The 19397-nt window shown below is 64.5% G+C and carries 18 protein-coding genes; 3 read left to right on the top strand and 15 right to left on the bottom strand.

Going from position 1 to position 19397, the window contains the following annotated elements; all coding sequences use genetic code 11:
* The first annotated feature begins 184 nt into the window (after window positions 1–184).
* Window positions 185–1342, top strand: coding sequence for a Shedu immune nuclease family protein (locus ACSQ23_RS03815; protein WP_436089764.1), 1158 nt, complete (start codon window positions 185–187; stop codon window positions 1340–1342).
* 2 nt (window positions 1343–1344) lie between these two features.
* Here the strand turns inward: ACSQ23_RS03815 and ACSQ23_RS03820 are convergent, their stop codons facing one another.
* Genes ACSQ23_RS03820 through ACSQ23_RS03830 form a run of 3 tightly spaced genes read right to left on the bottom strand, consistent with a single transcriptional unit; the run spans window position 1345 to window position 4046 of the window.
* A complete protein-coding gene (locus tag ACSQ23_RS03820; RefSeq protein ID WP_436089765.1) occupies window positions 1345–2253 on the bottom strand; it encodes an aminotransferase class IV in 909 nt (302 codons plus the stop codon).
* 8 nt (window positions 2254–2261) lie between these two features.
* Window positions 2262–2732: an ureidoglycolate lyase gene (locus tag ACSQ23_RS03825; RefSeq protein WP_436089766.1), complete on the bottom strand. Its 471-nt coding sequence runs from the start codon at window positions 2730–2732 to the stop codon at window positions 2262–2264.
* Window positions 2733–2741: 9 nt separating this feature from the next.
* The gene (locus ACSQ23_RS03830) at window positions 2742–4046 is read right to left on the bottom strand and encodes an aminotransferase class III-fold pyridoxal phosphate-dependent enzyme (RefSeq protein ID WP_436089767.1); all 1305 of its coding nucleotides are present in this window, start codon (window positions 4044–4046) and stop codon (window positions 2742–2744) included.
* A 97-nt stretch (window positions 4047–4143) separates the two neighbouring features.
* Here ACSQ23_RS03830 and ACSQ23_RS03835 point away from each other — a divergent pair, with 97 nt between their 5' ends.
* Window positions 4144–5169: a hypothetical protein gene (locus ACSQ23_RS03835; protein ID WP_436089768.1), complete on the top strand. Its 1026-nt coding sequence runs from the start codon at window positions 4144–4146 to the stop codon at window positions 5167–5169.
* Window positions 5170–5368: 199 nt separating this feature from the next.
* Here ACSQ23_RS03835 and ACSQ23_RS03840 read toward each other — a convergent pair whose 3' ends face one another.
* Both ACSQ23_RS03840 and ACSQ23_RS03845 read right to left on the bottom strand, forming a co-directional pair.
* On the bottom strand, window positions 5369–6301 hold the full coding sequence (locus tag ACSQ23_RS03840; protein WP_436089769.1) for a dihydrodipicolinate synthase family protein: 933 nt from the start codon (window positions 6299–6301) through the stop codon (window positions 5369–5371).
* The gene (locus ACSQ23_RS03845; RefSeq protein ID WP_436089770.1) at window positions 6298–6993 is read right to left on the bottom strand and encodes a hypothetical protein; all 696 of its coding nucleotides are present in this window, start codon (window positions 6991–6993) and stop codon (window positions 6298–6300) included. The genes ACSQ23_RS03840 and ACSQ23_RS03845 overlap by 4 nt, the downstream gene beginning before the upstream one ends.
* Before the next feature lie 93 nt (window positions 6994–7086).
* Between ACSQ23_RS03845 and ACSQ23_RS03850 the strand changes: the two genes are divergently transcribed.
* On the top strand, window positions 7087–8103 hold the full coding sequence (locus ACSQ23_RS03850; RefSeq protein ID WP_436089771.1) for an amidohydrolase family protein: 1017 nt from the start codon (window positions 7087–7089) through the stop codon (window positions 8101–8103).
* A 160-nt stretch (window positions 8104–8263) separates the two neighbouring features.
* On the opposite strand, the gene ACSQ23_RS03855 is transcribed toward ACSQ23_RS03850, so the two are convergent.
* The 10 genes from ACSQ23_RS03855 to ACSQ23_RS03900 form a co-directional block, all read right to left on the bottom strand.
* Entirely contained in the window at window positions 8264–9430 is a 1167-nt protein-coding gene (locus ACSQ23_RS03855) for an alpha-hydroxy acid oxidase (RefSeq protein WP_436089772.1), read from the bottom strand.
* A 6-nt stretch (window positions 9431–9436) separates the two neighbouring features.
* Window positions 9437–10339 carry a hypothetical protein gene (locus ACSQ23_RS03860; protein WP_436089773.1) on the bottom strand — a complete coding sequence of 301 codons (903 nt, stop codon included), beginning with the start codon at window positions 10337–10339 and terminating at the stop codon, window positions 9437–9439.
* A 206-nt stretch (window positions 10340–10545) separates the two neighbouring features.
* Window positions 10546–11472 (bottom strand): dihydrodipicolinate synthase family protein, encoded by a 927-nt coding sequence (locus ACSQ23_RS03865; RefSeq protein ID WP_436089774.1) that lies wholly within the window; start codon window positions 11470–11472, stop codon window positions 10546–10548.
* Window positions 11473–11504: 32 nt separating this feature from the next.
* A complete protein-coding gene (locus ACSQ23_RS03870; RefSeq protein ID WP_436089775.1) occupies window positions 11505–12542 on the bottom strand; it encodes an ABC transporter ATP-binding protein in 1038 nt (345 codons plus the stop codon).
* Window positions 12526–13560, bottom strand: coding sequence for an ABC transporter ATP-binding protein (locus ACSQ23_RS03875; RefSeq protein WP_055872876.1), 1035 nt, complete (start codon window positions 13558–13560; stop codon window positions 12526–12528). The genes ACSQ23_RS03870 and ACSQ23_RS03875 overlap by 17 nt, the downstream gene beginning before the upstream one ends.
* Window positions 13561–13564: 4 nt before the next feature.
* Window positions 13565–14500 carry an ABC transporter permease gene (locus tag ACSQ23_RS03880; RefSeq protein WP_055872881.1) on the bottom strand — a complete coding sequence of 312 codons (936 nt, stop codon included), beginning with the start codon at window positions 14498–14500 and terminating at the stop codon, window positions 13565–13567.
* A gap of 2 nt (window positions 14501–14502) precedes the next feature.
* Window positions 14503–15465 (bottom strand): ABC transporter permease, encoded by a 963-nt coding sequence (locus ACSQ23_RS03885; protein WP_436089776.1) that lies wholly within the window; start codon window positions 15463–15465, stop codon window positions 14503–14505.
* Window positions 15466–15549: 84 nt separating this feature from the next.
* A complete protein-coding gene (locus tag ACSQ23_RS03890) occupies window positions 15550–17172 on the bottom strand; it encodes an ABC transporter substrate-binding protein (RefSeq protein WP_055872887.1) in 1623 nt (540 codons plus the stop codon).
* Between the two features lie 75 nt (window positions 17173–17247).
* The gene (locus ACSQ23_RS03895) at window positions 17248–17991 is read right to left on the bottom strand and encodes an FCD domain-containing protein (protein ID WP_436089777.1); all 744 of its coding nucleotides are present in this window, start codon (window positions 17989–17991) and stop codon (window positions 17248–17250) included.
* A gap of 620 nt (window positions 17992–18611) precedes the next feature.
* Window positions 18612–19397: an NAD-dependent epimerase/dehydratase family protein gene (locus ACSQ23_RS03900; RefSeq protein ID WP_055998442.1), complete on the bottom strand. Its 786-nt coding sequence runs from the start codon at window positions 19395–19397 to the stop codon at window positions 18612–18614.

Consider the following 19397-nt stretch of genomic DNA (forward strand, 5'->3'; position numbering starts at 1 on the left):
ACGGCTAGAGCCCAAGATCGCCGGGCAGACTGCCTAGCGAGCATTAGTCCGTGCAATCTAGGGATGCCCATTGTGTATAGGCGGGGACCCCACTCGTGTGTGGGGAAACTTCGCCGACAAATCTGGCGCAGATATTAAGTCTAGGCCTGCTCCTGTAGAGTGCCCTCGGGGATCGGGGAGCCTCATGCCAAAGAAATACGACGACGGATGGACGGAGTTCAGCGCTACGACGGGGTTCCGTCGAGAGGTCTCGCATATGTTCGAAGGCGACGATGCGATCATGGCCGCCAAGGTCCAAGATCAGATGGTGCTGCGCCAGACCCCTAAGGGCCGGCTACGCGCCACCGCTACAATTTACGAGACGGAGGGCCGCCCGTTTCACTCGCTAACAGTTCAGCGATGGAATGGCGCAAACAAGCCTGAGGAATATTTCGCGCTCAGTGCAGCCGAGTGCAGAAAGTTCCTAGAATTCATTGATCGCATCAAACGCACGACGCTTGATCGCGCGGCGAATTTCTGGGTGCAGGATGACGAGAACAAAACAGTCCTCGTGGCCGCAGACATCGATTTTGAAAAGCTGGAGGCGGTCACCAAGTACGATCCGGCGAAGGCGGAAGCCCTAGCGAGGTTCGTAGAGGAGGAGTATTCCCTGCGCGACCTGCAGGCGGTCGCCTACCGGCGAAAGGAACTCGCCCACTTCAAGCGACTGCTAGATGATGAGAGCTTTCGGGAGGAACAGCGTTTGCTGTTCGGCGGACCGGAGAAGCTCTGGCAAGCCTTCTTCGAGAAGAACCCATGGATCTTTGGGTACGGCCTCAGCTATATGCCCCTAAGCAAGCTCTCGCGCCGCTCCCTCGAAGTCTATTTGCAAGGGAGAGGCATAGGCGGCGTTGGCAAAGAAGCCGATGCGGTGATGAAGAGTAACGCGCTCATCAGCGGCCTTGCCGTCGTCGAGATCAAATCGCCATTTGGCGTTGACTTACTCGACTCGAAGTCTCTCCGAGAAGGCGTCTATCATCCCTCAGGAGAGCTTTCAGCCGCTGTGGCACAGGTGCAGGTGTCTGTGCAGATCGCCGTGGAGGCGTTTGGGCATTCCCTACGAATTGAAGGTCCGGGTGGCGACAAGACCGGAGAGGAACTTCACTTTGTCCAGCCTCGTGCCTACCTCGTCGTTGGGCACCTCGATCAACTGATGGGTGAACATGGCGTCAACGACCAGAAGTATCGGTCGTTTGAGATCTACCGCCGTAGCCTTCGCTCCCCCGAGATTTTCACGTTTGACGAGCTCTACGAGCGCGCGAGGCACATCGTTGAATATGAGCCGCCCAAGGACGAGGCTTAGTCTCAACGCTGCCCCTCCGCCTGCGCGACAATATCCAGCCCCACCAACTCGCTCCACGCCCCCAGCAACTGCTTGGTCACCGGCCCAACCTGCCCATCCCCCACCGGCAAGCCGTTGAACTTGGTCGCCGGCATGATGCAGTACGGGGTCGAGGTGAAGAACATTTCGTCGGCCGTCGCCAGGTCGTAGGGCAGCAGCGATGTTTCCTCGGTCGGGATGCCCAGGCCCTGCGCCAGTTCGAGCGCCGTGGCGCGGCTCACGCCGGCGAGGCAGTTGACGGTGGAGGGGGTGCGGAGCACGCCCTTGGTGACGCAGAAAATGTTGCCGCCCTTGTTTTCGGCGACGTGGCCATCGAGGTCGAGGATGACGCTCTGGGCCTGGGGGTCGACGAGCTTGGCTTCCATTTCGGCCAAGGTGTAGGCGAGGCGGCTGCGGTTCTTGATGCGGGGGTCGAGCGACTGGCTCGGCACCATGCGGCTCATCGGCGTGACGCCGTGGCAGCCCTTCGAGTAGAAATCGACCCAGGGCAACAGGTTCATCGGCTGGGTGAAGATCATCACCGTGGCGGCGCCCAGCTGCTTGGTCGGATCGGCGCCGGCGACCGACAGGCCGCGCGAGATGTTGTGGACGATCCAGGCGTCCTCGTGCGGGGCGTAGTTCGGCCGATTGGCCTCGAACACTTCGAGCGTCACCCGCTTCATCTCGGCGGGGCTCATTTGCGGATCGATGCGCGTCAGCTTCAGCGATTGGTAGAGCCGCTCGATATGCGCGTCGAGCTTGAACGGGACGTGGCGGAAGGTGCGGGTCGATTCCGTCATCGTATCGCCCAGCATGATGGCGCTGTCGAAGATGGAGATCCGCGCCTCATGCTCGGGCACCAGTTCGCCCGAGATGTAGACCAGTCGCGTCATGACGTGCCTCACACGCTGAGAACGATGGGAGTTTTGAGTTCGAAGACGATGCCGTCGGCTGCGGGGCCGGCAGCGGAGCGCCACATCATCATCCCCACCTCCGCCGGCCGGTCGAGCACGGTGAGGCCGGCGTGCCAGACATTGCGATGGATGCAGACGGCATCCTCCGGACCGGCAAGGAAGGCGCGGATATTGGCGAGGTCGGGCGTGCCATCAGCGAGCGTCGGGGCGAGCAGCACGAGCCAGCGGCCGACCTTCAGCGGTACGAAGGTCTGGGTCGAGTGCGGATGGCGCTCGAGGAAGGTGATGCTGATCGCCTGGGGGTCGACCGGCTGCGGGCAGAGCACGGCGAAGGCGTGCTGGCCGGGGACATCGCCCGGCTCCAGCACTGCGGGGATGGTGGTGAACTTGCCGCCTTCAGCACAGACCAGCGTGGCAAAGGGAGCGAGGTCGGCAGAGGCAAGCGGCGGGAGGGACATGCAAAAATCTCAGTTGAGCCGGGTGAAACCGCTATGGGCAATGGGCCCCTTCAGCAAGGAATCGATATCCCGCCCATCCTCGCATTCCCTGATGGTTTTGAAGATCGGTTCGAGCGCGGCGAAATAGCCGTCGACGATTTCGGGGGTGTGCTCGGTGCAGGTGTAGACGCTGGTGGCGGCGAGGTAGCCGGCGGCCAGCATTTCCTGGGTGATCAGGGTTTTGTAGGCGAGGCCGTTGGCCGATTTGATGCTGAAGCCGGTGAGCGCCGGCACGCCCGCGGTGACCAGCGGCAGGCCGTATTTCTGGCCCAGCGCCTGCCAGCGCGCGGTGATGGCGCGGCCGGTGTCGGTGATCTTCTGCCAGGACTGTTCTTTTTCCATCACATCGAGAGTGGCGAGCGCCGCCACCGAGCCGATGCGCTCGGTCCAGAAGGTCGAGGAGATGAAGGTGTTCTGCGCCGCTTCCATGATGTCGCGCTTGCCGATGACGCCGGTGACGGCATAGCCGTTGCCGAGCGCCTTGCCGAACACCGCCATATCGGGATCGACGCCATAGACCTTGTGCAAGCCGCCAAAAGCCTGGCGGAAGCCGGAGGTGCACTCGTCGAAGATCAGGATGATGTTGTGCTGGTCGGCAAGCTTCCGCACACTGACCAGGAACCCCGGATCGGGGTCGTAGTTGCGCGACACTTCCATCTTGATGACGCCGATCTCTTCCTTGCGGATCAGCGCCTCGAGCTCGTCGAGCTTGTTGTAGTTGAAGGTGAACACCGAGCCGCGCAGCGACTTGGGCACGCCATTGGGGCTGAGCCCCGGCAACAGGTGCCCGGCGAGCTTGCTCTCGTCGCCGAGGTTACTGGCGAGATACCAGTCGTGCCAGCCATGATAGCCGCAGAGCGCCACCCCGTCCTTGCCGGAGGCGGCGCGGGCGATGCGGATGGCGATGGCGTTGGCCTCGCCGCCGGAACGGGCGAAGCGGGCCATGTCGGCCCAGGGGTGCAGGTCAATCAGGCGCTGCGCCAGCTCGACTTCCTCGGGAGCGTTGAGCGTCGCCATGTTGCCAAGGTCAACGGTACGCTTGACAGCGTCATCGACTTCCGGCCGGCCATAACCGAGCGTGTTGCAGCCGATGCCCATGATCGACATGTCGATATAGTCGCGCCCGTCGAGATCCCAGACGTGGCAGCCGGCGGCCTTCGAGAAATAGGCCGGCCACTGTTCGGGGAGGAACATTTCGGGGCGCTTCGACAGCAACATATTGCCGCCAGGTATGACGGTCTTCGCCGTCTTCCAGAGGTCCTGCCCCTTGCCCATTCCGTCTCCCCCATTCACTCGCTACGGCGAGCATTGACGTAATGCTATATTGTTATGAGAATAACCAAGTAGCCGTCAAGGAAGAGCCTGATCCTCAATGCAGAAAAACTGGCGGAAGAAAGCCGGGGCGCGGATCGAAGGCAGCCGCGACCTCGATCGTTCCAAGGTGCAGGCGCCGTGCATCGTCAAGGCGCCGGCAGGCGGGTATCGGCTGTTCTACACGGCGGTCGGACCGGACAAGCCGTTCGCTGATTGCCAGGGTTACATCCTCAGCGCCGTGTCGCAGGACGGGTTGCGGTTCGAACCGGAGCCGGGGATCCGCGTGGCGCCCGATCCGGCGCTGCCGCACATGGCGCTGCGGGTGCTGGCGCCGAGCCTGACGCAACTGCCGGATGGCCGCTGGCGGATGTATTTCGAGGGGCGCGGCCGGGCGGATCGGCCGACGGTGATCGGCAGCGCCATTTCGGATGACCAGGTGAACTGGACGGTGGAGCCAGGCATCCGGCTCGACGGTGGGGTCGGCGCGCCGCGTTTCCTGTCGCTGGGTGACGGCAGTGGACGCCTGTTCGTGTTTCGCGCCGAGGTTGTGGAGGGTAGGCGGCTCGGCACGCCGGTGGTGAGCGCGGTGACGCGCGACGGGCTGAGCTTCGAGGTGGAGCCCGGATATCGGCTGCGCGACCGGACTGATAGCATCGACAGCGCCGGGATCACCGCAGCCGAGGTGATCGCGCCACGGGCGCCTGATGAGATGTGGACGATGTTCTATTCGGCCTGGCAGGACCTGCCGCCGGGAGTAGTGGCGCCAGTGCACCCTAGCCTCGATGCCGAGGCGGTGGCGAATGGGATGAGCGCCGATTTCGCGGCGGCCTCGATCGCCGCCGATATATCCGGCTATCGCTCACGCATTCTCGTGGCGCAGTCAGAGAACGGGCTGGATTGGCGGCGCGCCGGCATCGCTATCGAGGGCGATGGTTATGGCGGAGGGGAGATCGACGCGGTGCATGCCGAGGACATGTCGCTGATCGATCTCGGCGATGGCCGGATGCGCATGTACTACGCCTGCTGCGACGCGCACGGGGTATGGCGGATTGCCAGTGCGGTTAGTAGTCGCCCACTCCCCTGACGGGAGAAGGGATCGAGCGGCTCATCCGGAGTGCTTGGCGCCCCTCACCCTAACCCTCTCCCCAGAGGGGCGAGGGGACGCACTTTGTACGGGCAGTGCCACAACGCCCCCTCGCCCCTCTGGGAGAGGGCGGCGGAGAGGCCGAAGGCCTCGCCGCGGGGTGAGGGGCGCCAAGCACTCCGAAATCATTTGGCTCAGCTCAATCGCGAAGCGCCCCACCCGGCAGCCACTCCGGGAGCTCCGCGGCAAGCCGCGCCCGATACGCCTCGTACACCGCATCCCCCACTGTCTCGTAAGGCGGCAGCAGTTTCAGCGGGAAATCCGGTTCGCTGAGCTCGAGGATGGTCTTGTCATAGGCGCCGTCGACGAAACTGCCGCCGGCGCTGTCGAGCAAGGCGTGCAGCACACCGCAGAGCTCGCGGTAGAGCGTCGCGAAGCGGGCCCAATCGCCGGTGGCGCCGGCATTCAGGTACTCGAAGGCGCGGGCGGGGTGGCTCGACGAGATCGAGGTCAGCAGCCCGCATTCGCCCAAGGGCGCGCCGATATAGTAGCCCTGCTCGGTGAGGAAATGGCGCAGCTGCGGTGCATGCCGCATGAGGCCGGAAATGAGGAACGGATCGCCGCCGCCGTATTTGGTGGCGACGAGGTTCGGATGGGCTTCGGCGAGCTCGGCATAGAGCCGCGGCGAGACCAGCCGGCCGGAGCGCATCAGGTTGTAGTGGAGGAATTTCGCCTCGGGGAAACCGCCGCAGAGCTCGGCGAAGACCCGGCGCATCTCGGTATCGGTCACCACCGACCAATTGGGCAGCGAGATCTGAAAGGTGTCGATGCCGAGGGTGCGGCAATACGCGATGCGCTCGAGCATGGTGGCGAGCGACTGGCTGACGATGCCGACCATCGGCGCGGCGCCGCCGGCCTCGCGCATGGTCTCGGCAAAGATCGCAGCGACGCGGCGGAACATGCCGTCGGTGACCGCATAGCCCTCCCCGGCGGTGCCGAAGATGTAGAGATCGGGGAGCCCCGCGGCGACCAGGTTGCGGATGGTGCGACGGAACAGCGCCTCATCGAGCGTGCCGTCGTCGCGCCAGGGCAGGCAGACCGTGCCGAGCACGGTGCGTGGGTAGCGGCTCATTGAGCGAAATCGATCTGCACGCGGTCGACCTCGACATAGCCCTGGGCGATGCTGGAGGGCCAGATCGGATAGTCGCGCCCTGCCCGCAGCCGGTGCGGATCGCCGCTGATCTCGCCCATCGGCCGGGGTTGCACCGGGAACATGATGATGTGGATGTTGACGTTCACCTTGGCGAGGATGTCGAGCAGCGGCTTTTCGCCATAGGTGTCGGTGCGATCATGGCGCGAGCCGATACTGGTCCATTGGCTCGGGTCGGGCACGGCGGTGACGGTGGTCTCGGTCCATTCGGCGTTCACCGCGAAGGTCTGGCCGGTCAGCACCCAGCCGGAGGTGAGACCGTCTTTGCTCCCCTGGATCAGCAGCGACAGTTTGGTGCCGGCCTCTTCGAGTTCGCCGCGGGTGCGCAGGGTGATTTTGGCATTGGTGAAGTCGGTGGGGAACCTGCCTCCGGTGAAGCGGTTGACGCCCGAGACCTCGCGCACCGACTCGCCGGATGGGCCGTGGGTGACCATGCACATCAGCAGCTGCAGGTAGCCGCCGCCGGGCGGCGCATGGTTGTAATCGACCCACCAGGGGCCCTGGCAACGCACTACGCCATTGCTGATCGACAGCGCGGCAGGCGGGGCGAAATTGTCGACCACGCGCATCCAACCGCCCGGCCCGTCATCGAAATCCTCGACATATGACGTCACCGGCAACCCCTCGCCTCTTGCCCATAATATTAGCTTATCATTATAACATCTGTAGCGGTGTCAAGTGCGGACGCCGCGATGGGGGATATGTTTATGCGCGATCTCGACCCGACCGACCTCGACCGGCAGATCTGGGAGGACGAGCTCGCCGATTTCGTCCCGGACAAGGTGTTCGACGTCCACACCCATATCTATCGCTGGGCCTTCGATCTCGACCCGAACCGGCTCACCGGACCGTTCGCCAGCAGCATCGGCGCCTATTTCCCCGAGGTCACCTGGGAGCTGGCCGATGAGGTGGATGCAACGCTGTTCCCGGAGCGGCAGATCGAGCGGCTGTCGTTCCCGTTCCCCTTCCCCAACCCCTGCGACTTCGAGGGCTCGAACACTTATGTGGCGGCCGAGGTGGCGAAGGGCGGCGGCAGTTCGCACGGGCTGATGCTGGTGCATCCGGGGATGAGCGCTGCCGAGGTCGAGGCCGAGATCCGACGCACCGGGCTGATCGGGCTCAAGCCCTACCGCTTCTATGCCGCCGACCCGGTGCAGTGCCGGATTACCGATATGCTGCCCGAGGCACAGATCGCGGTGGCCGACCGGCTGGGGCTGATCATCATGATGCACCTGGGTAAGCGCGACGCCATTGCCGACAGGGAGAACATCGACGACATGGTGCGGCTCAGCGAGAAATACCCCGGCGCGAAATGGGTGCTGGCGCATTGCGCGCGCAGCTATTCGGCCTGGGCGATCGAGAAGGCGGCGGCGCGGCTCAGGGGGCTGCCCAACGTCTGGTACGACACTTCGACGGTCTGCGATTCCGATGCGCTCGACGCGCTCTATACCGGGGTCGGCGTGGAGCGGGTGATGTATGGCTCGGACGACATGATCGGCCCGATGCGCGGCAAATACATCACCTATGGCCGAGCCTGGGCCTACCTGTCGCCGACCAACCATTCGATGGGGCTGAGCCACTGCGACGGACGGATGACCTATATCCGCTATGAGCAGCTGAGGGCGATGAAGCGCGGCGCGCGGCAGATCGGGCTAAGCACGGCGCAGCGGGAAGCGCTGTTTTATGGGACGGCGCGGGGGTTGGTGGATTCGGTGAGGCTCTAGCACTGACCTCTCAGTGATCCTCCCCCGCGTGGCGGGGGAGGGGACCGCCCGAAGGGTGGTGGAGGGGGAAGCAGGAGTCGCCGGTTGGTTTGGCCGCCCCCTCCACCAGCTTCGCTGGTCCCCCTCCCCCGCCACGCGGGGGAGGATTACCGACTGCGAGCTACACGCTGCCCCGCACCAGATCATTCGACTCGATATTGTGCGCCCCGAGCTGCGTCACATCCGTTTCACCCATCAAGCCCAGCGCGCTGTCGGCTTCGCTGCGGATAATGTCGATGACGCGGGTGACGCCGGCTTCACCGGCGACGCCGAGGCCGTAGAGGGTGGGGCGGCCGATGAAGACGGCGCGGGCGCCGAGGGCCACGGCTTTCAGCATGTCGTGGCCGGATCGGACGCCGCTATCGAGGTAGATCTCGCAGTTATCGCCGACCGCATCGACGATGCGCGGCAGCACGCGGATGGTCGAGGGGACGCCATCGAGCTGGCGGCCGCCATGGTTGGAAACGACGATGGCGTCGGCGCCATGGGCGACCGCGGCGCGGGCATCGTCAGCATGGAGGATCCCCTTCACGACCAGCGGCCCGCCGAAGCGGCGTTTGATCCAGCCGAGATCCTGCCAGTTGAGCGTCAGGTCGTCCTGCTGCGACATCCACTGCGCCAGCTCGGCGACGGTCGTGGCGCCGGGGACGTGGCCGGCGAAATTGCCGAAACTGCGGCGCGGGGTGCCGAGCATGGCGAGCGACCAGGCCGGCTTCAGCGCCAGCTCGGCGACGAATTTCGGGGTGAACTTCAACGGCACGGTGAGCCCGTTGCGGACGTCCTTGTGGCGCTGGCCATAGTGCTGGCAATCGAGGGTGACGACGAGGGCGGCGCAGTTGGCGGCGCGGGCCCGGTCGATCAGCCGCTCGGTGAAGGCGCGGTCCTTCCGCACATAGAGCTGGAACCAGAACGGGCGATTGGTGGCCGCGGCGACATCCTCGATCGAGCAGATCGAGACGGTGGAGAGGGTAAAGGGGATGCCGGCCTTTTCGGCGGCGCGGGCGGCTTTGATCTCGCCATCCGCCACCTGCATGCCGGCGGCTCCCGTGGGGGCGAGGCCTAGCGGCAGCGACACCGGCTGGCCGAGCATGGTGGTCGCAAGGCTGCGGCGGGAAATGTCGCGGCCGACGCGCTGCTCGAGGCGGATCTTGCTGAAGTCGGAACTGTTCTCGCGGTAGCTCTGCTCGGTGTAAGCGCCCGAGTCGGCATACTGGAAGAACATTTTCGGGACGCGGCGCTCGGCCACGCGCTTGAAGTCGTCGACGGTCAACAACCGATCGAGACGCATGTTTTGTTACTCTCCCGAGACGAACCAGCGCATGTCGTAGCGATGGGTGCTGCGATCGAAGGCGAGGGTATGCGGATCGCAACGCCAGCGCTCGACCTGGCCATCGGTGCGCGCCACCAGCCAGCAGAAATCCCAGCCGCCCGACTCGTAGCGCAGCGGGATGGCCGGCTTGATCCGCACCGCCGGGTGGGTGCCGGTGATGAAGAGTTTCTGCTCGGTGTAGTAGTAGCAGGAGCCGCAGTGGATGAAGGCCTCGTGCTCAGGCGCGGTCTCGCCTGATGGTACCAGCCCGACGCCGAATTTGCTGATCGCCACCTTCACCGGCGCGCCGCGGAGGAACGCCGCATTGAGCGCCTCAACCGAACCGGAAACCGGCCGCCCCGTGTGATCGTGCGCCAGCACCTCGCGCCAGCGGTCGTTGACCATGAAGCGGTAGCTGTCGAAATCGTAGACGAAGTTGCTCGAGGGCGCGTTGGTGCCGGCGTCGAAACTGTCGAACTGGTGGTAGCGCGGCATGTCGGCCAGGTCGTCGAGCGGCGCCGGGCCGCGTTGCCCGGTGGGCGGCTGGCCATCGAGATAGGGCCGGGCGATCGCCTGGGTGCCGTCCTGGTTGTAGAGAAAGAACGACATCGAGGGACGCGGGCCAAAGCCCTCCGGCAGCTCCACCGGCATGCGCAGCGTCATGATGCCGGCGGCCCAGCGGTCGTCGAGCAGCCAGGTCTGGCGGAACTCGGCCACCTCCTCGATCAGCTCATTGCTCGAAGATTTGGTGTCGATGTGCTCGTTGTGGCGGAACGACGTACCGATGCGGAGATCCGCACCGCGCCGAATGGCGTCCACCAGGTCGGTGGTGCTGCCGCTGCGAACCGAGCGGTCGGAATTGAGCGTGAGGACGGTGCGGAGCGTCATAGTAAGGCCCCCTCACCCGCGACTGCGTCGCGACCTCTCCCGAGGGACATCCTGCGTTGGCCGACTACCACCGGGTCATCCCCGCGAAAGCGGGGACCTCCGTTTGCGATGGTGCCGCAGGCCAAGAAAACAGAGGTTCCCGCTTTCGCGGGAATGACCCGGTGGGCAAGGGGCATCCTATGAGCGCCTAGCAGCATGCCTTACTCTCAGAGCGCATCGAGAAACGCCACGCCGCTAAGCTTCCGCTCGTCGCGGAGCCCGCGGAACTCGGCCTTGAGTTTGTCATCGGCCGCCTGGTCGATGAAGCCGCCGAGGGGGCTGCGCGCATAGCCGGCATCGCACCCCATCCAGGCCATGGCGCGCTTGATCGAGGGGATGCCGCCGCGGCTCAGTGAGAAGAAGATCACGGCGTTGCCGATCTCCTGCAGGCGCCTGGCCTCGGCGAGATTGCCGGCGGCGACCGCGTCGCGCAGCGCGATCCAGATCTCGGGCATCGAGTTGTAGAACGAGCCGATAATGCCGTCGGCGCCGAAGCTCAGGCCCGACATCGCCATCTCGTCGGCGCCGGAATAGACGATGAAGTCCTGCCCGATCTCTTCCTTGATGCGGATGATGTCGTGATGCGTGGTGGCGGTGTACTTGACCCCGGCGACGCCATCGATCGACGAGAGCCGCTTGATCATGTCGAAGCCGAGCGCCGCCATCGGCACGTTGTAGGCGATCATCGGCAGCTTGGTCGACTTGGTGATGTCGGCGTAGTAGCCGTGGATCTGGTCGGCGGAAAAGCCCCAGTAGATCGGCGGCACCGAGGAGATGGCGTCGACGCCGGCCCGTTCGGCGTGCTGCGCCAGGTCGATCGAGTGGAAGGTGCTGATGGCGCCGATATGGGCGATCACCGGGACGCGGCCACGGTTCTCTTCCATCGTCACTTCGACGACGCGCTTCCGCTCCTCGGGCGACATCAGGAAGGACTCGCCGGTCGAGCCGGTGATGTAGAGCCCCTCGACCTGGCGTTCGATCAGGAAGTTGACGACGGCGCGCAGGCGCTTTTCGTCGAGCTTCTCGTTCTCGTCGAACGGGGTCACCATCGCCGGAAGGACGCCGGTGATGGACTTGATGTCGAAGGCGGGCATTTGGGGCTCCGTGGGGGGCTGGCGCCGGGCGATCAGGCCGCGGCTTCTTGGGCGTCGATGAGGTGGCAGGCGGCGTAGTGATCGTCACGGCCGTCGATGGAATAGCGCTTCAGCGTCGGCACGGTGGTCTTGCAGACATCCTGGCGGAAGCGGCAGCGCGGGTGGAACGGGCAGCCCGACGGCGGGTTGACCGGGCTCGGCACGTCGCCCTCGAGCACCACGCGATTGCTCTTCCGATCGAGGTCGGCGACCGGGATCGCCGAGAGCAGCGCCTGGGTGTAGGGGTGGAGCTTGCGCTCGAACAGATCCTCGGAGCGGCAGAGCTCGACGATCTTGCCCAGATACATCACCGCGACGCGGTCGCAGATGAACTCGGTAACGCTGAGATCGTGGGTGATGAAGACATAGGTGAGGTTGCGCTCGCGCTTCAGCCGCATCAGCAGCTCCAGCACCTGGGCGCGGATCGACACGTCGAGCGCGCTCACCGCCTCGTCGCAGACGATCAGCTCCGGATTGACGCTCAGCGCCCGGGCGATGCCGATGCGCTGGCGCTGCCCGCCGGAGAACTCGTGCGGGTAGCGATCCATATACTCGCGGCGCATGTTCACCGCCTCGAGCAGGTCGCCGATGATCTTGCGGCGCTCCTCGCGGGTCTTCACCCCGTATTTGGTCAGCGGGTCCTCGAGCGAGCCGAAGATGGTGAAAGCCGGATTGAGCGAGGAATGCGGATCCTGGAAGACGATCTGCAGGCGCTTGCGATAGGCGTAGAGCTCCTTGTCGCTGAGCTTGGTGAGATCGGCGCTCGCTTCGGCGCCGGAATAGGTGATCTCGCCCGCGGTGGCGCGCACCAGCTGCAGGATGGTTTTGCCGAGCGTGGTCTTGCCGCAGCCGCTCTCGCCGACGAGGCCGAGCACTTCGCCGCGATAGATATCGAGGTCGACGCCATCGACCGCCTTCACCTGCGCCACGGTGCGGCGCAGCACCCCGGCCTTGACCGGGAAATGCGCCTTGACGCCCTTGAGGCTGAGGATGACGTCGCCCGGTTCGTGCGCTTCAGCTGCGGACGCCATTGGCGAACTCCTCGTGGCGCACGCACATGACGCGATGCGTGGGGGACAGGTGGGTTTCGGCCGGCAGGGCAGTCTCGCAGGCATCGAGCTTGTAAGCGCAGCGATCGGCGAACTGGCAGCCCTTGGGCCGGTTGAACGGATCGGGGGTCGAACCCGGGATGGCGCGGATATCCTGGTTCTTGCCGCGCCCCAGCACCGGCACGGAATCGAGCAGTGCGCGGGTATAGGGATGGCTGGGGCGGCGCAGCACCTCATCGACGGTGCCCGCTTCCACGATGTTGCCCATGTACATGACGGCGACATCGTCAGCCAGTTCGGCCACCACCCCCATGTCGTGGGTGATCAGCATGATGGCGGTGCCGTGCTCGCGCTTCAGCGTCGCCATCAGCTCGAAGATCTGTGCCTGGATGGTGACGTCGAGCGCCGTGGTCGGCTCGTCGGCGATCAGGATTTTCGGGTTGCAGGCCATGGCCATGGCGATCATGGCGCGCTGGCGCATGCCGCCCGAAAACTGGTGCGGGAACTGCTCGACCCGCCGCTCGGGCGCCGGAATGCCCATCGAGCGCAGCAGGTCGATGGCCTTGTCCATCAACTGCCGGCCGCGCATGGCGGTGTGGTAGCGGAGGTTCTCGGCGATCTGGAAGCCGATGGTGAAGACCGGGTTCAGCGCCGTCATCGGATCCTGGAAGATCATGGCGATCTCGGAACCTCGGATCGAACGCATGGCCTTGCCGTTGCGCTCCAGCGTATCGAGCCGGATATCGCCGCGCTCCGAGTGGTAGACGATCTCGCCTTGCTCGATGCGCGACAGCGTCGGCAACAGCTGCATGATGGCGGAGGCGGTGACCGACTTGCCGCAGCCGCTCTCGCCGACGATGCAGAGGGTCTTGCCCTTACGGATCTCGAACGAGACGCCGTTCACCGCCTTGTTGCAGCGCTTGTTGGTGTAAAAGAAGGTCTTCAGATCGCGCACGCTGAGCGCGACATCGTTGACCGGCAGCTGAGTGGTGGTGGTCATGCGGCTAGCCCTGCTGCGTCGGGTCGGTGGCGTCGCGGAGGCCGTCGCCGATGAAATTGACGCTCAGAACGAAGAGCGAAATCGTGGTGCCGACCGGCAGCCAGATCCACCAGTTGTTCTGCAAGACGCCGAGATCCTGCGCGACGTTGAGGATGTTGCCCCAGGTGGCGATATTCATCGGCACGCCCAGCCCGAGGAAGCTGAGGCCCGCCTCGGCGAGAATGAAAGCGGCGGTCGAGAGCGTGATGTTGACCATGATGGGCCCAAGCGCGTTAGGCAGGATGTGCTTGAAGCAGATCAGCGGCACACTGAGCCCGAAGCTCCGCAGCGCCTGCACATACTCCTCTTCGCGCAGCGACAGCATGCTGGCGCGGGCGAGGCGATAAATGCCGCACCAGCCGCCGACGATGAAGATGATCATGATGTTGGAAAGCGACTGGCCGAGGATCGAGACCAGCATCAGCACCAGGATCAGCTCCGGGAAGGCCATGATGATCTCGGAGATGCGCATGCAGATGGCATCGAACCAGCCGCCGACATAGCCGGCATAGCAGCCGACGATCACCCCGATAATGGCCGAGACCACGGCGCTGCCGAGCCCGACAAGGATCGAGATGCGGCCGCCATAGAGCACGCGGGCAAACACGTCGCGCCCGGTCTTGTCGGTGCCCAGCCAATGCTCCCAGGAGGGCGGCTGCAGCATGGCGCGGAGGTTGATCTTGGTCGGGTCCCACGGCGTCAGCAGCGGCGCAAAGATCGAGGCAAGAATGATGACGCTGAACACCACCAGCCCGACGACGGCGAGCCGGTTGCTGATGAACTTGCGCAGCAGCCGGCTGCCGGTCGGGTGCTTCAGCCGGCCGGCCTCCTCGAGTTCGCGGATGCGGTCGAAGCGGCGGTCGAAACGGTTGCGACGGCGCGGAATATCGGCGAGGGCCATGGCTAGTTCCCCAACCGGACGCGTGGATCGATGATGGCGGTGAGGACGTCGATGACGACGCTGACCACCAGCACGGTGACCACCGAGATCAGTGCCACGGCCATCACCACCGGATAGTCCTGATTGCGCACCGAGAGGACGAACAGGCTGCCGATGCCCGGCCACTGGAACACCTGCTCGACGATCACCGAGCCGCCGATCAGCGCCGGCAGGCGGAAGCCGATCAGCACCACCACCGGGGTGAGCGCGACGCGAAAGCCGTGCAGCAGGTTGACCCGCCATTCCGGCAGGCCCTTGGAGCGGGCGGTCTTGATGAAATCCTTGTTGAGCGCATCGAGCATGGCGGCGCGCGCATAGCGCATGACGCCCGCGGTCATCATGATCGACAGCACCAGCGACGGCATCACCAGATGCGGCAGGCGATCCCAGAAGGTGATGTATTGCGGCATCGAGCGGCCGCCGACCGGCAGCCAGCCGAGGTTCAGCGCAAACACGGTGATGGCGACGAGGCCGAAGAAGAACTCGGGGATGGAAACACCAACCATCCCAACCACGGTCAGGGTGTTGTCGGTGGCCGAGCCGCGCCGGAGCGCGCTGATGATCCCAAGGATCGAGCCGAACACGGTCGACAGCACCAGCGCCACCGCGGCCAGCTCCAGCGTCGCCGGCAGGCGCCGCGCCAACAGGTCCGAGATCGGCACGCCACCGGTGAGGGTGTAGCCGAAATTGCCCTGCAACAGACCCCAGAGCCAGATGAAATAGCGGACGAACAGCGGCTGGTTCAGGCCGAGCGCTTCGCGCAGCTCGGCGAGGCGTTCGGGATTGGCGCCCGACATCTGTTCGGGGCTCAGCATGAAGGAGACGGCGTCGCCGGGGGTCGCGTCGAGACCGAGATAGATCAGGAAGCTGATGGCGACAGCCATCGGGATCATGATCAGAACGCGCCTGATGACGTAGGCTAGCACGCGGCTGTTTCCTTACACGGCTGGGACGACGGGAGAGGGATGCCGCGGTCTGGCCGCGGCATCCGGAGCTAACGGGATCGGGCCTTACTTGTCGTAAGTGTTGATCCACATCATGCGGGTGTAGGGGATATCCATCGGCGTCAGCTTCATGTGCGGCATCGCTTCCAATGCCTTCACGTCGCTGGTCACCTTGGTGATGGCGAAGTCGATGCGGTTGGCCGCAGCGTTCTTGACCATGTTGACGTCGCCGTCGGCGCTGGCAAAGGCCACCACCTGCTCGATCTTGGGCTTGCCGAGGAAGTAGTCGTCGAACGGCAAGAGCGATGCGTAGTCGCCGAAGGCGACAGTATCGACCTTGAACGGGCCGGAGCCGACCGGCTTCTGCCAGAAGGCGTTCTGCTGCAGCACGGTCGGATCGGTGCCCTCGAAATACTTCTTGGGCAGCGGCGCGAACTGGCTGAGCGAGATCAGGACGTTCGGGTCGAGCGTCGCGAACTTCAGCGTGATGGTGTTGCCTTCGGTCGAAATGCCCGAGATGTGCTCGGCTTTCTTCGCCACATAGTCGGCGGCGCCCTCGAGTGCGTTGAGGGTCTTGCCCACCACGCCATGCAGGTTCGGCACGAACAGAGCCGCCTCGAAACTCCAGGTGACGTCGTCGACGGTGATCGGCTCGCCATCGTGCCACTTGATGTTATCGCGCAGCGTCAGCGTCACGGTCTTGCCGTCATCGCTGATGGTATAGCTCTCGGCGAGGTCGCCGCCGGCAACGCCCGTCATGGTCGGGTTGGCGAACAGCAGCCGGTCGAAGACGAAGCGGTTGCCGACCCAGAGGCCGAGATTGGCCCAGGGATGCTCGAAATAATCGACCGGGGCGCCGTTGGTGTAAAACACCTGCTTGCCGCTGGCGTCGGGTGTGACGGTCCAGTTCTGGATGTCCCAGTTGTAGTTGAACTGCTCGTTGCCATAAGGGGCGCCGTTGCGGTTCAGCCGGTCGCTTTCCACCGTGAACAGCCGCTGGTAGTAGAGCGGCACGGTGTAGACGTTGTCGTTCATCAGCTTTTCGATGGCGAAGAAGGCTTCCTTCTGCTTCTCCGGATCGGTGCTGGCATTGGTGGCGGCAATGGCCGCGTCCATCTCGGGCGTGCCCGGGAACTGGTCGGAGCTGGCTTTACCGGTGGCGTAGTCGTTGTAATATTCCTGCATGACGATGGCAGCGCGGGCGCCATAGCCGAGATCCCAGGAGACCAGCGACTTGTCGGTCGGGTTCGGCGGGATGGCGCCGAGGGTTTTGGCCACGTCGCCGGTCAGCAGGCGGGCATTCATGTTGATGCCGACATCGGCGAAATAGGCCTGCAGCGCCTGCATCAGGTTCGCGGTGATCTGGTCATCGTAATAGTAGACCATCTCGAGGGTGCGGTTCGAATCCCAGCCGGCTTCCTTCAGCAGCTCGCGTGCCTTGTCCGGGTTGTAATCGTAGGGGTTGAGCTCGGGGTTCTTGAACGGACCATTAGGCAGCATGCCGACCGCCTTGATGGCGTTGCCATCGAAGATGGTGTCGATGATGGTCTGCATGTCGATGGCGTAGGCCAGGGCCTGGCGGACGCGGACGTCCGAAAGCGGGTTGTTGTTGGTGGCTTGCGCGGCTGCGGTGCCGATCGCCGAGGTCGACATGAGCAGCGCCATGCCAAGTGCCAGCAATTTCTTCATGTGAATGGGTTCCCTGTTTAACTCACGGATAGTGATCCACGCTTTCGTGGACCCCGACGGCGCCGGCCTTCCCTCTCATCCCTCCGAGTTGGAAACGGCCGCACGTGGTTCAGTGCCGACAGGCGATTCAGTGCCGCTAAGGGCCTGGCGCATGTAGGTGGCGTAGTTGCGCGACAGGTGGACGGTCAGCACCCTGACCGCCTCCGGCTCGTCGCGGGCGACAAGGGCGGTGACGATGGCGCGATGCTCGTCATTGCTGCGCCGGTTATGGGAGGCGACATCGGCCGGCGCCTCGCGGCGGCGCATCAGGCGATCGACGAACGCATCGTGCAGCGCAACGAAGATCGGGTTGCCCGGCACTTCGGCCAGCGTGCGATGGAAGCGCAGGTCCATCTCGCGGAACAGCGGGTAGTTGCCGATGGCGCGCTCACACTCCTCGATGGCCGCCAGCATTTTGCCCAGCTGCGCCTGCGTGGCGTATTGGGCGGCATAGCGCACCAGGCTCATTTCGAGAAAGAACCGAGCCTGCTCCAGATGGGCATTGCCCTCGCTGCCGCGAAAGAAGAAGCGCGCCGCCTCGGCGGCCCCGGCCATGGCCTGGGCCAGCGTCGGCGTCACGACGCGCGGACGAAAGCCCTTGCGCTGTTCGATCAGCTTCATGCCCTCGAGCATGGTGATGGCTTCGCGCACCACGGTGCGCCCGACAGCGAAGCGCTCGCAGAGATCGCGTTCCGACGGGATCATCTCTCCGGCCTTGATGACGCCGGAGTGGATGTCTTCGGCCAGCGCCTGCGCGATGTCGGCAGCTTCGGTCGCCATGTCAGCGGTTCCCCAGTCCTCTACAACTTTAGGGAACCATGTGACGCTATATGGTGTCAAACTTTTATGTTTTGGTCGACCAAACTGCCATGCTCGCTGTGAACAAGTGGGCATCGACGGATGGTGGAAGCGGTTGACGGACGGGCGGAGCGGGGCGCGGCCAGCGCGCATCCGATCGACGATATCGCCCCGCTGAGTCACCAATTCCCCCTAGTGGCCTGCATATGTCATTAACATAACAACATATCAGTTTGGGGTGGTCAAGCGACGGCTGCGACACCGGCGAATAGGTTCGCCAGACGGAACAAAGTCAGGATTTCCGGGGATTTTTGGGGGGATGGGCTTGGTCGCAGTCGGGCTGGATGAAACCCACCCCACCGGCCGTCATCCCGACGAAAGTCGAGACCCAGTGCTCCGAAGGTTGCACCGGCGCGGACCCCGCCGACCTTGCCGTGACAGATCAGCACGGTTCGTGCCTGCCCAGGCCTCCGAGCAGTGGGTCCCGGCGTTCGCCGGGATGACGGCCGGTGGGAGTGGCGAGATGGAGAGTAAGACACCTCTCGCCTTCTCCCCTTGTTGTGGGAGAAGGCAGCCGCTGCACGATTGGCGGTTTCGGCCGCTCAAACGCTCAGCTTGCTGATGTCGTACTTGTCGGCCGAACCCGTCGGCTGCCAGCCGATGACCTGTTTGGCGTGCGAGGTGTCGCGCCAGCGGCGCTTGTTCTCGGAGATGGCGTCGAAGATGTCGAAGCGGACGCTTTCGGGGGCATCGAGGCATTTGTCGACCATCTGCACCGCGTCGGCCTGCGAGAGGTAGCCGGGGTAATGGCGGATCAGTTCGGGCTGGTCGCTCGGCAGCACGGCGCCGAGCCGAATGCAGATCACCGACATGCCGTAGCGATCGGAGAACAGCCGGCCGGTATTCTCGCCGAACAGCTTGCCGACGCCATAGAAGCTGTCGGGGCGCGGCGGATCCTTGTAGTCGAGCAGCTTTTCGCCCGGTGGCAGGGCCTGCAGCTGGTTGGCGGCGAGCTTGCCGTAAGGCGAGCCCTCGTACCACTCGTAGCCGCACATGGTGCTGCCGGTGCTCATGAACACCACGCGCTTCACCCCGGCCTCCTGTGCAGCGCGGAACATGTTGAGAGTGCCGCCGATGGTGTTCTGCATCACCTTGTCCCAGTCGTCGTATTCGTGCGTTTCCGCCGCCAGGTGCAGCACCATGTCCATGCCTGCGGACGCCTTGCGAATGGCCACCGGGTCGGCGATCTCGGCCTGGGTGTGGACGATCCCCGGCACGACACGCCGGCTCAAGCCGCTGAACTCGTATTTGTCGGAGAGGTCGCGGATGACGAGGCCGCCAATCAGACCGCTGGCGCCGGTCACGAGGACCTTTGGTTTTGTACCCAT

Origin of the sequence: Devosia sp. LjRoot16 (genome assembly GCF_964252795.1) — a bacterium.
Lineage (GTDB): Bacteria > Pseudomonadota > Alphaproteobacteria > Rhizobiales > Devosiaceae > Devosia_A.

Bases quoted from the DNA above. Each gene is read 5' to 3' on its own strand.
- ACSQ23_RS03815 (WP_436089764.1), top strand. From the start codon at position 185: ATGCCAAAGAAATACGACGACGGATGGACGGAGTTCAGCGCTACGACG.
- ACSQ23_RS03820 (WP_436089765.1), bottom strand. From the start codon at position 2,253: ATGACGCGACTGGTCTACATCTCGGGCGAACTGGTGCCCGAGCATGAG.
- ACSQ23_RS03825 (WP_436089766.1), bottom strand. From the start codon at position 2,732: ATGTCCCTCCCGCCGCTTGCCTCTGCCGACCTCGCTCCCTTTGCCACG.
- ACSQ23_RS03830 (WP_436089767.1), bottom strand. From the start codon at position 4,046: ATGGGCAAGGGGCAGGACCTCTGGAAGACGGCGAAGACCGTCATACCT.
- ACSQ23_RS03835 (WP_436089768.1), top strand. From the start codon at position 4,144: ATGCAGAAAAACTGGCGGAAGAAAGCCGGGGCGCGGATCGAAGGCAGC.
- ACSQ23_RS03840 (WP_436089769.1), bottom strand. From the start codon at position 6,301: ATGAGCCGCTACCCACGCACCGTGCTCGGCACGGTCTGCCTGCCCTGG.
- ACSQ23_RS03850 (WP_436089771.1), top strand. From the start codon at position 7,087: ATGCGCGATCTCGACCCGACCGACCTCGACCGGCAGATCTGGGAGGAC.
- ACSQ23_RS03855 (WP_436089772.1), bottom strand. From the start codon at position 9,430: ATGCGTCTCGATCGGTTGTTGACCGTCGACGACTTCAAGCGCGTGGCC.
- ACSQ23_RS03860 (WP_436089773.1), bottom strand. From the start codon at position 10,339: ATGACGCTCCGCACCGTCCTCACGCTCAATTCCGACCGCTCGGTTCGC.
- ACSQ23_RS03865 (WP_436089774.1), bottom strand. From the start codon at position 11,472: ATGCCCGCCTTCGACATCAAGTCCATCACCGGCGTCCTTCCGGCGATG.
- ACSQ23_RS03870 (WP_436089775.1), bottom strand. From the start codon at position 12,542: ATGGCGTCCGCAGCTGAAGCGCACGAACCGGGCGACGTCATCCTCAGC.
- ACSQ23_RS03875 (WP_055872876.1), bottom strand. From the start codon at position 13,560: ATGACCACCACCACTCAGCTGCCGGTCAACGATGTCGCGCTCAGCGTG.
- ACSQ23_RS03880 (WP_055872881.1), bottom strand. From the start codon at position 14,500: ATGGCCCTCGCCGATATTCCGCGCCGTCGCAACCGTTTCGACCGCCGC.
- ACSQ23_RS03890 (WP_055872887.1), bottom strand. From the start codon at position 17,172: ATGAAGAAATTGCTGGCACTTGGCATGGCGCTGCTCATGTCGACCTCG.
- ACSQ23_RS03895 (WP_436089777.1), bottom strand. From the start codon at position 17,991: ATGGCGACCGAAGCTGCCGACATCGCGCAGGCGCTGGCCGAAGACATC.
- ACSQ23_RS03900 (WP_055998442.1), bottom strand. From the start codon at position 19,397: ATGGGTACAAAACCAAAGGTCCTCGTGACCGGCGCCAGCGGTCTGATT.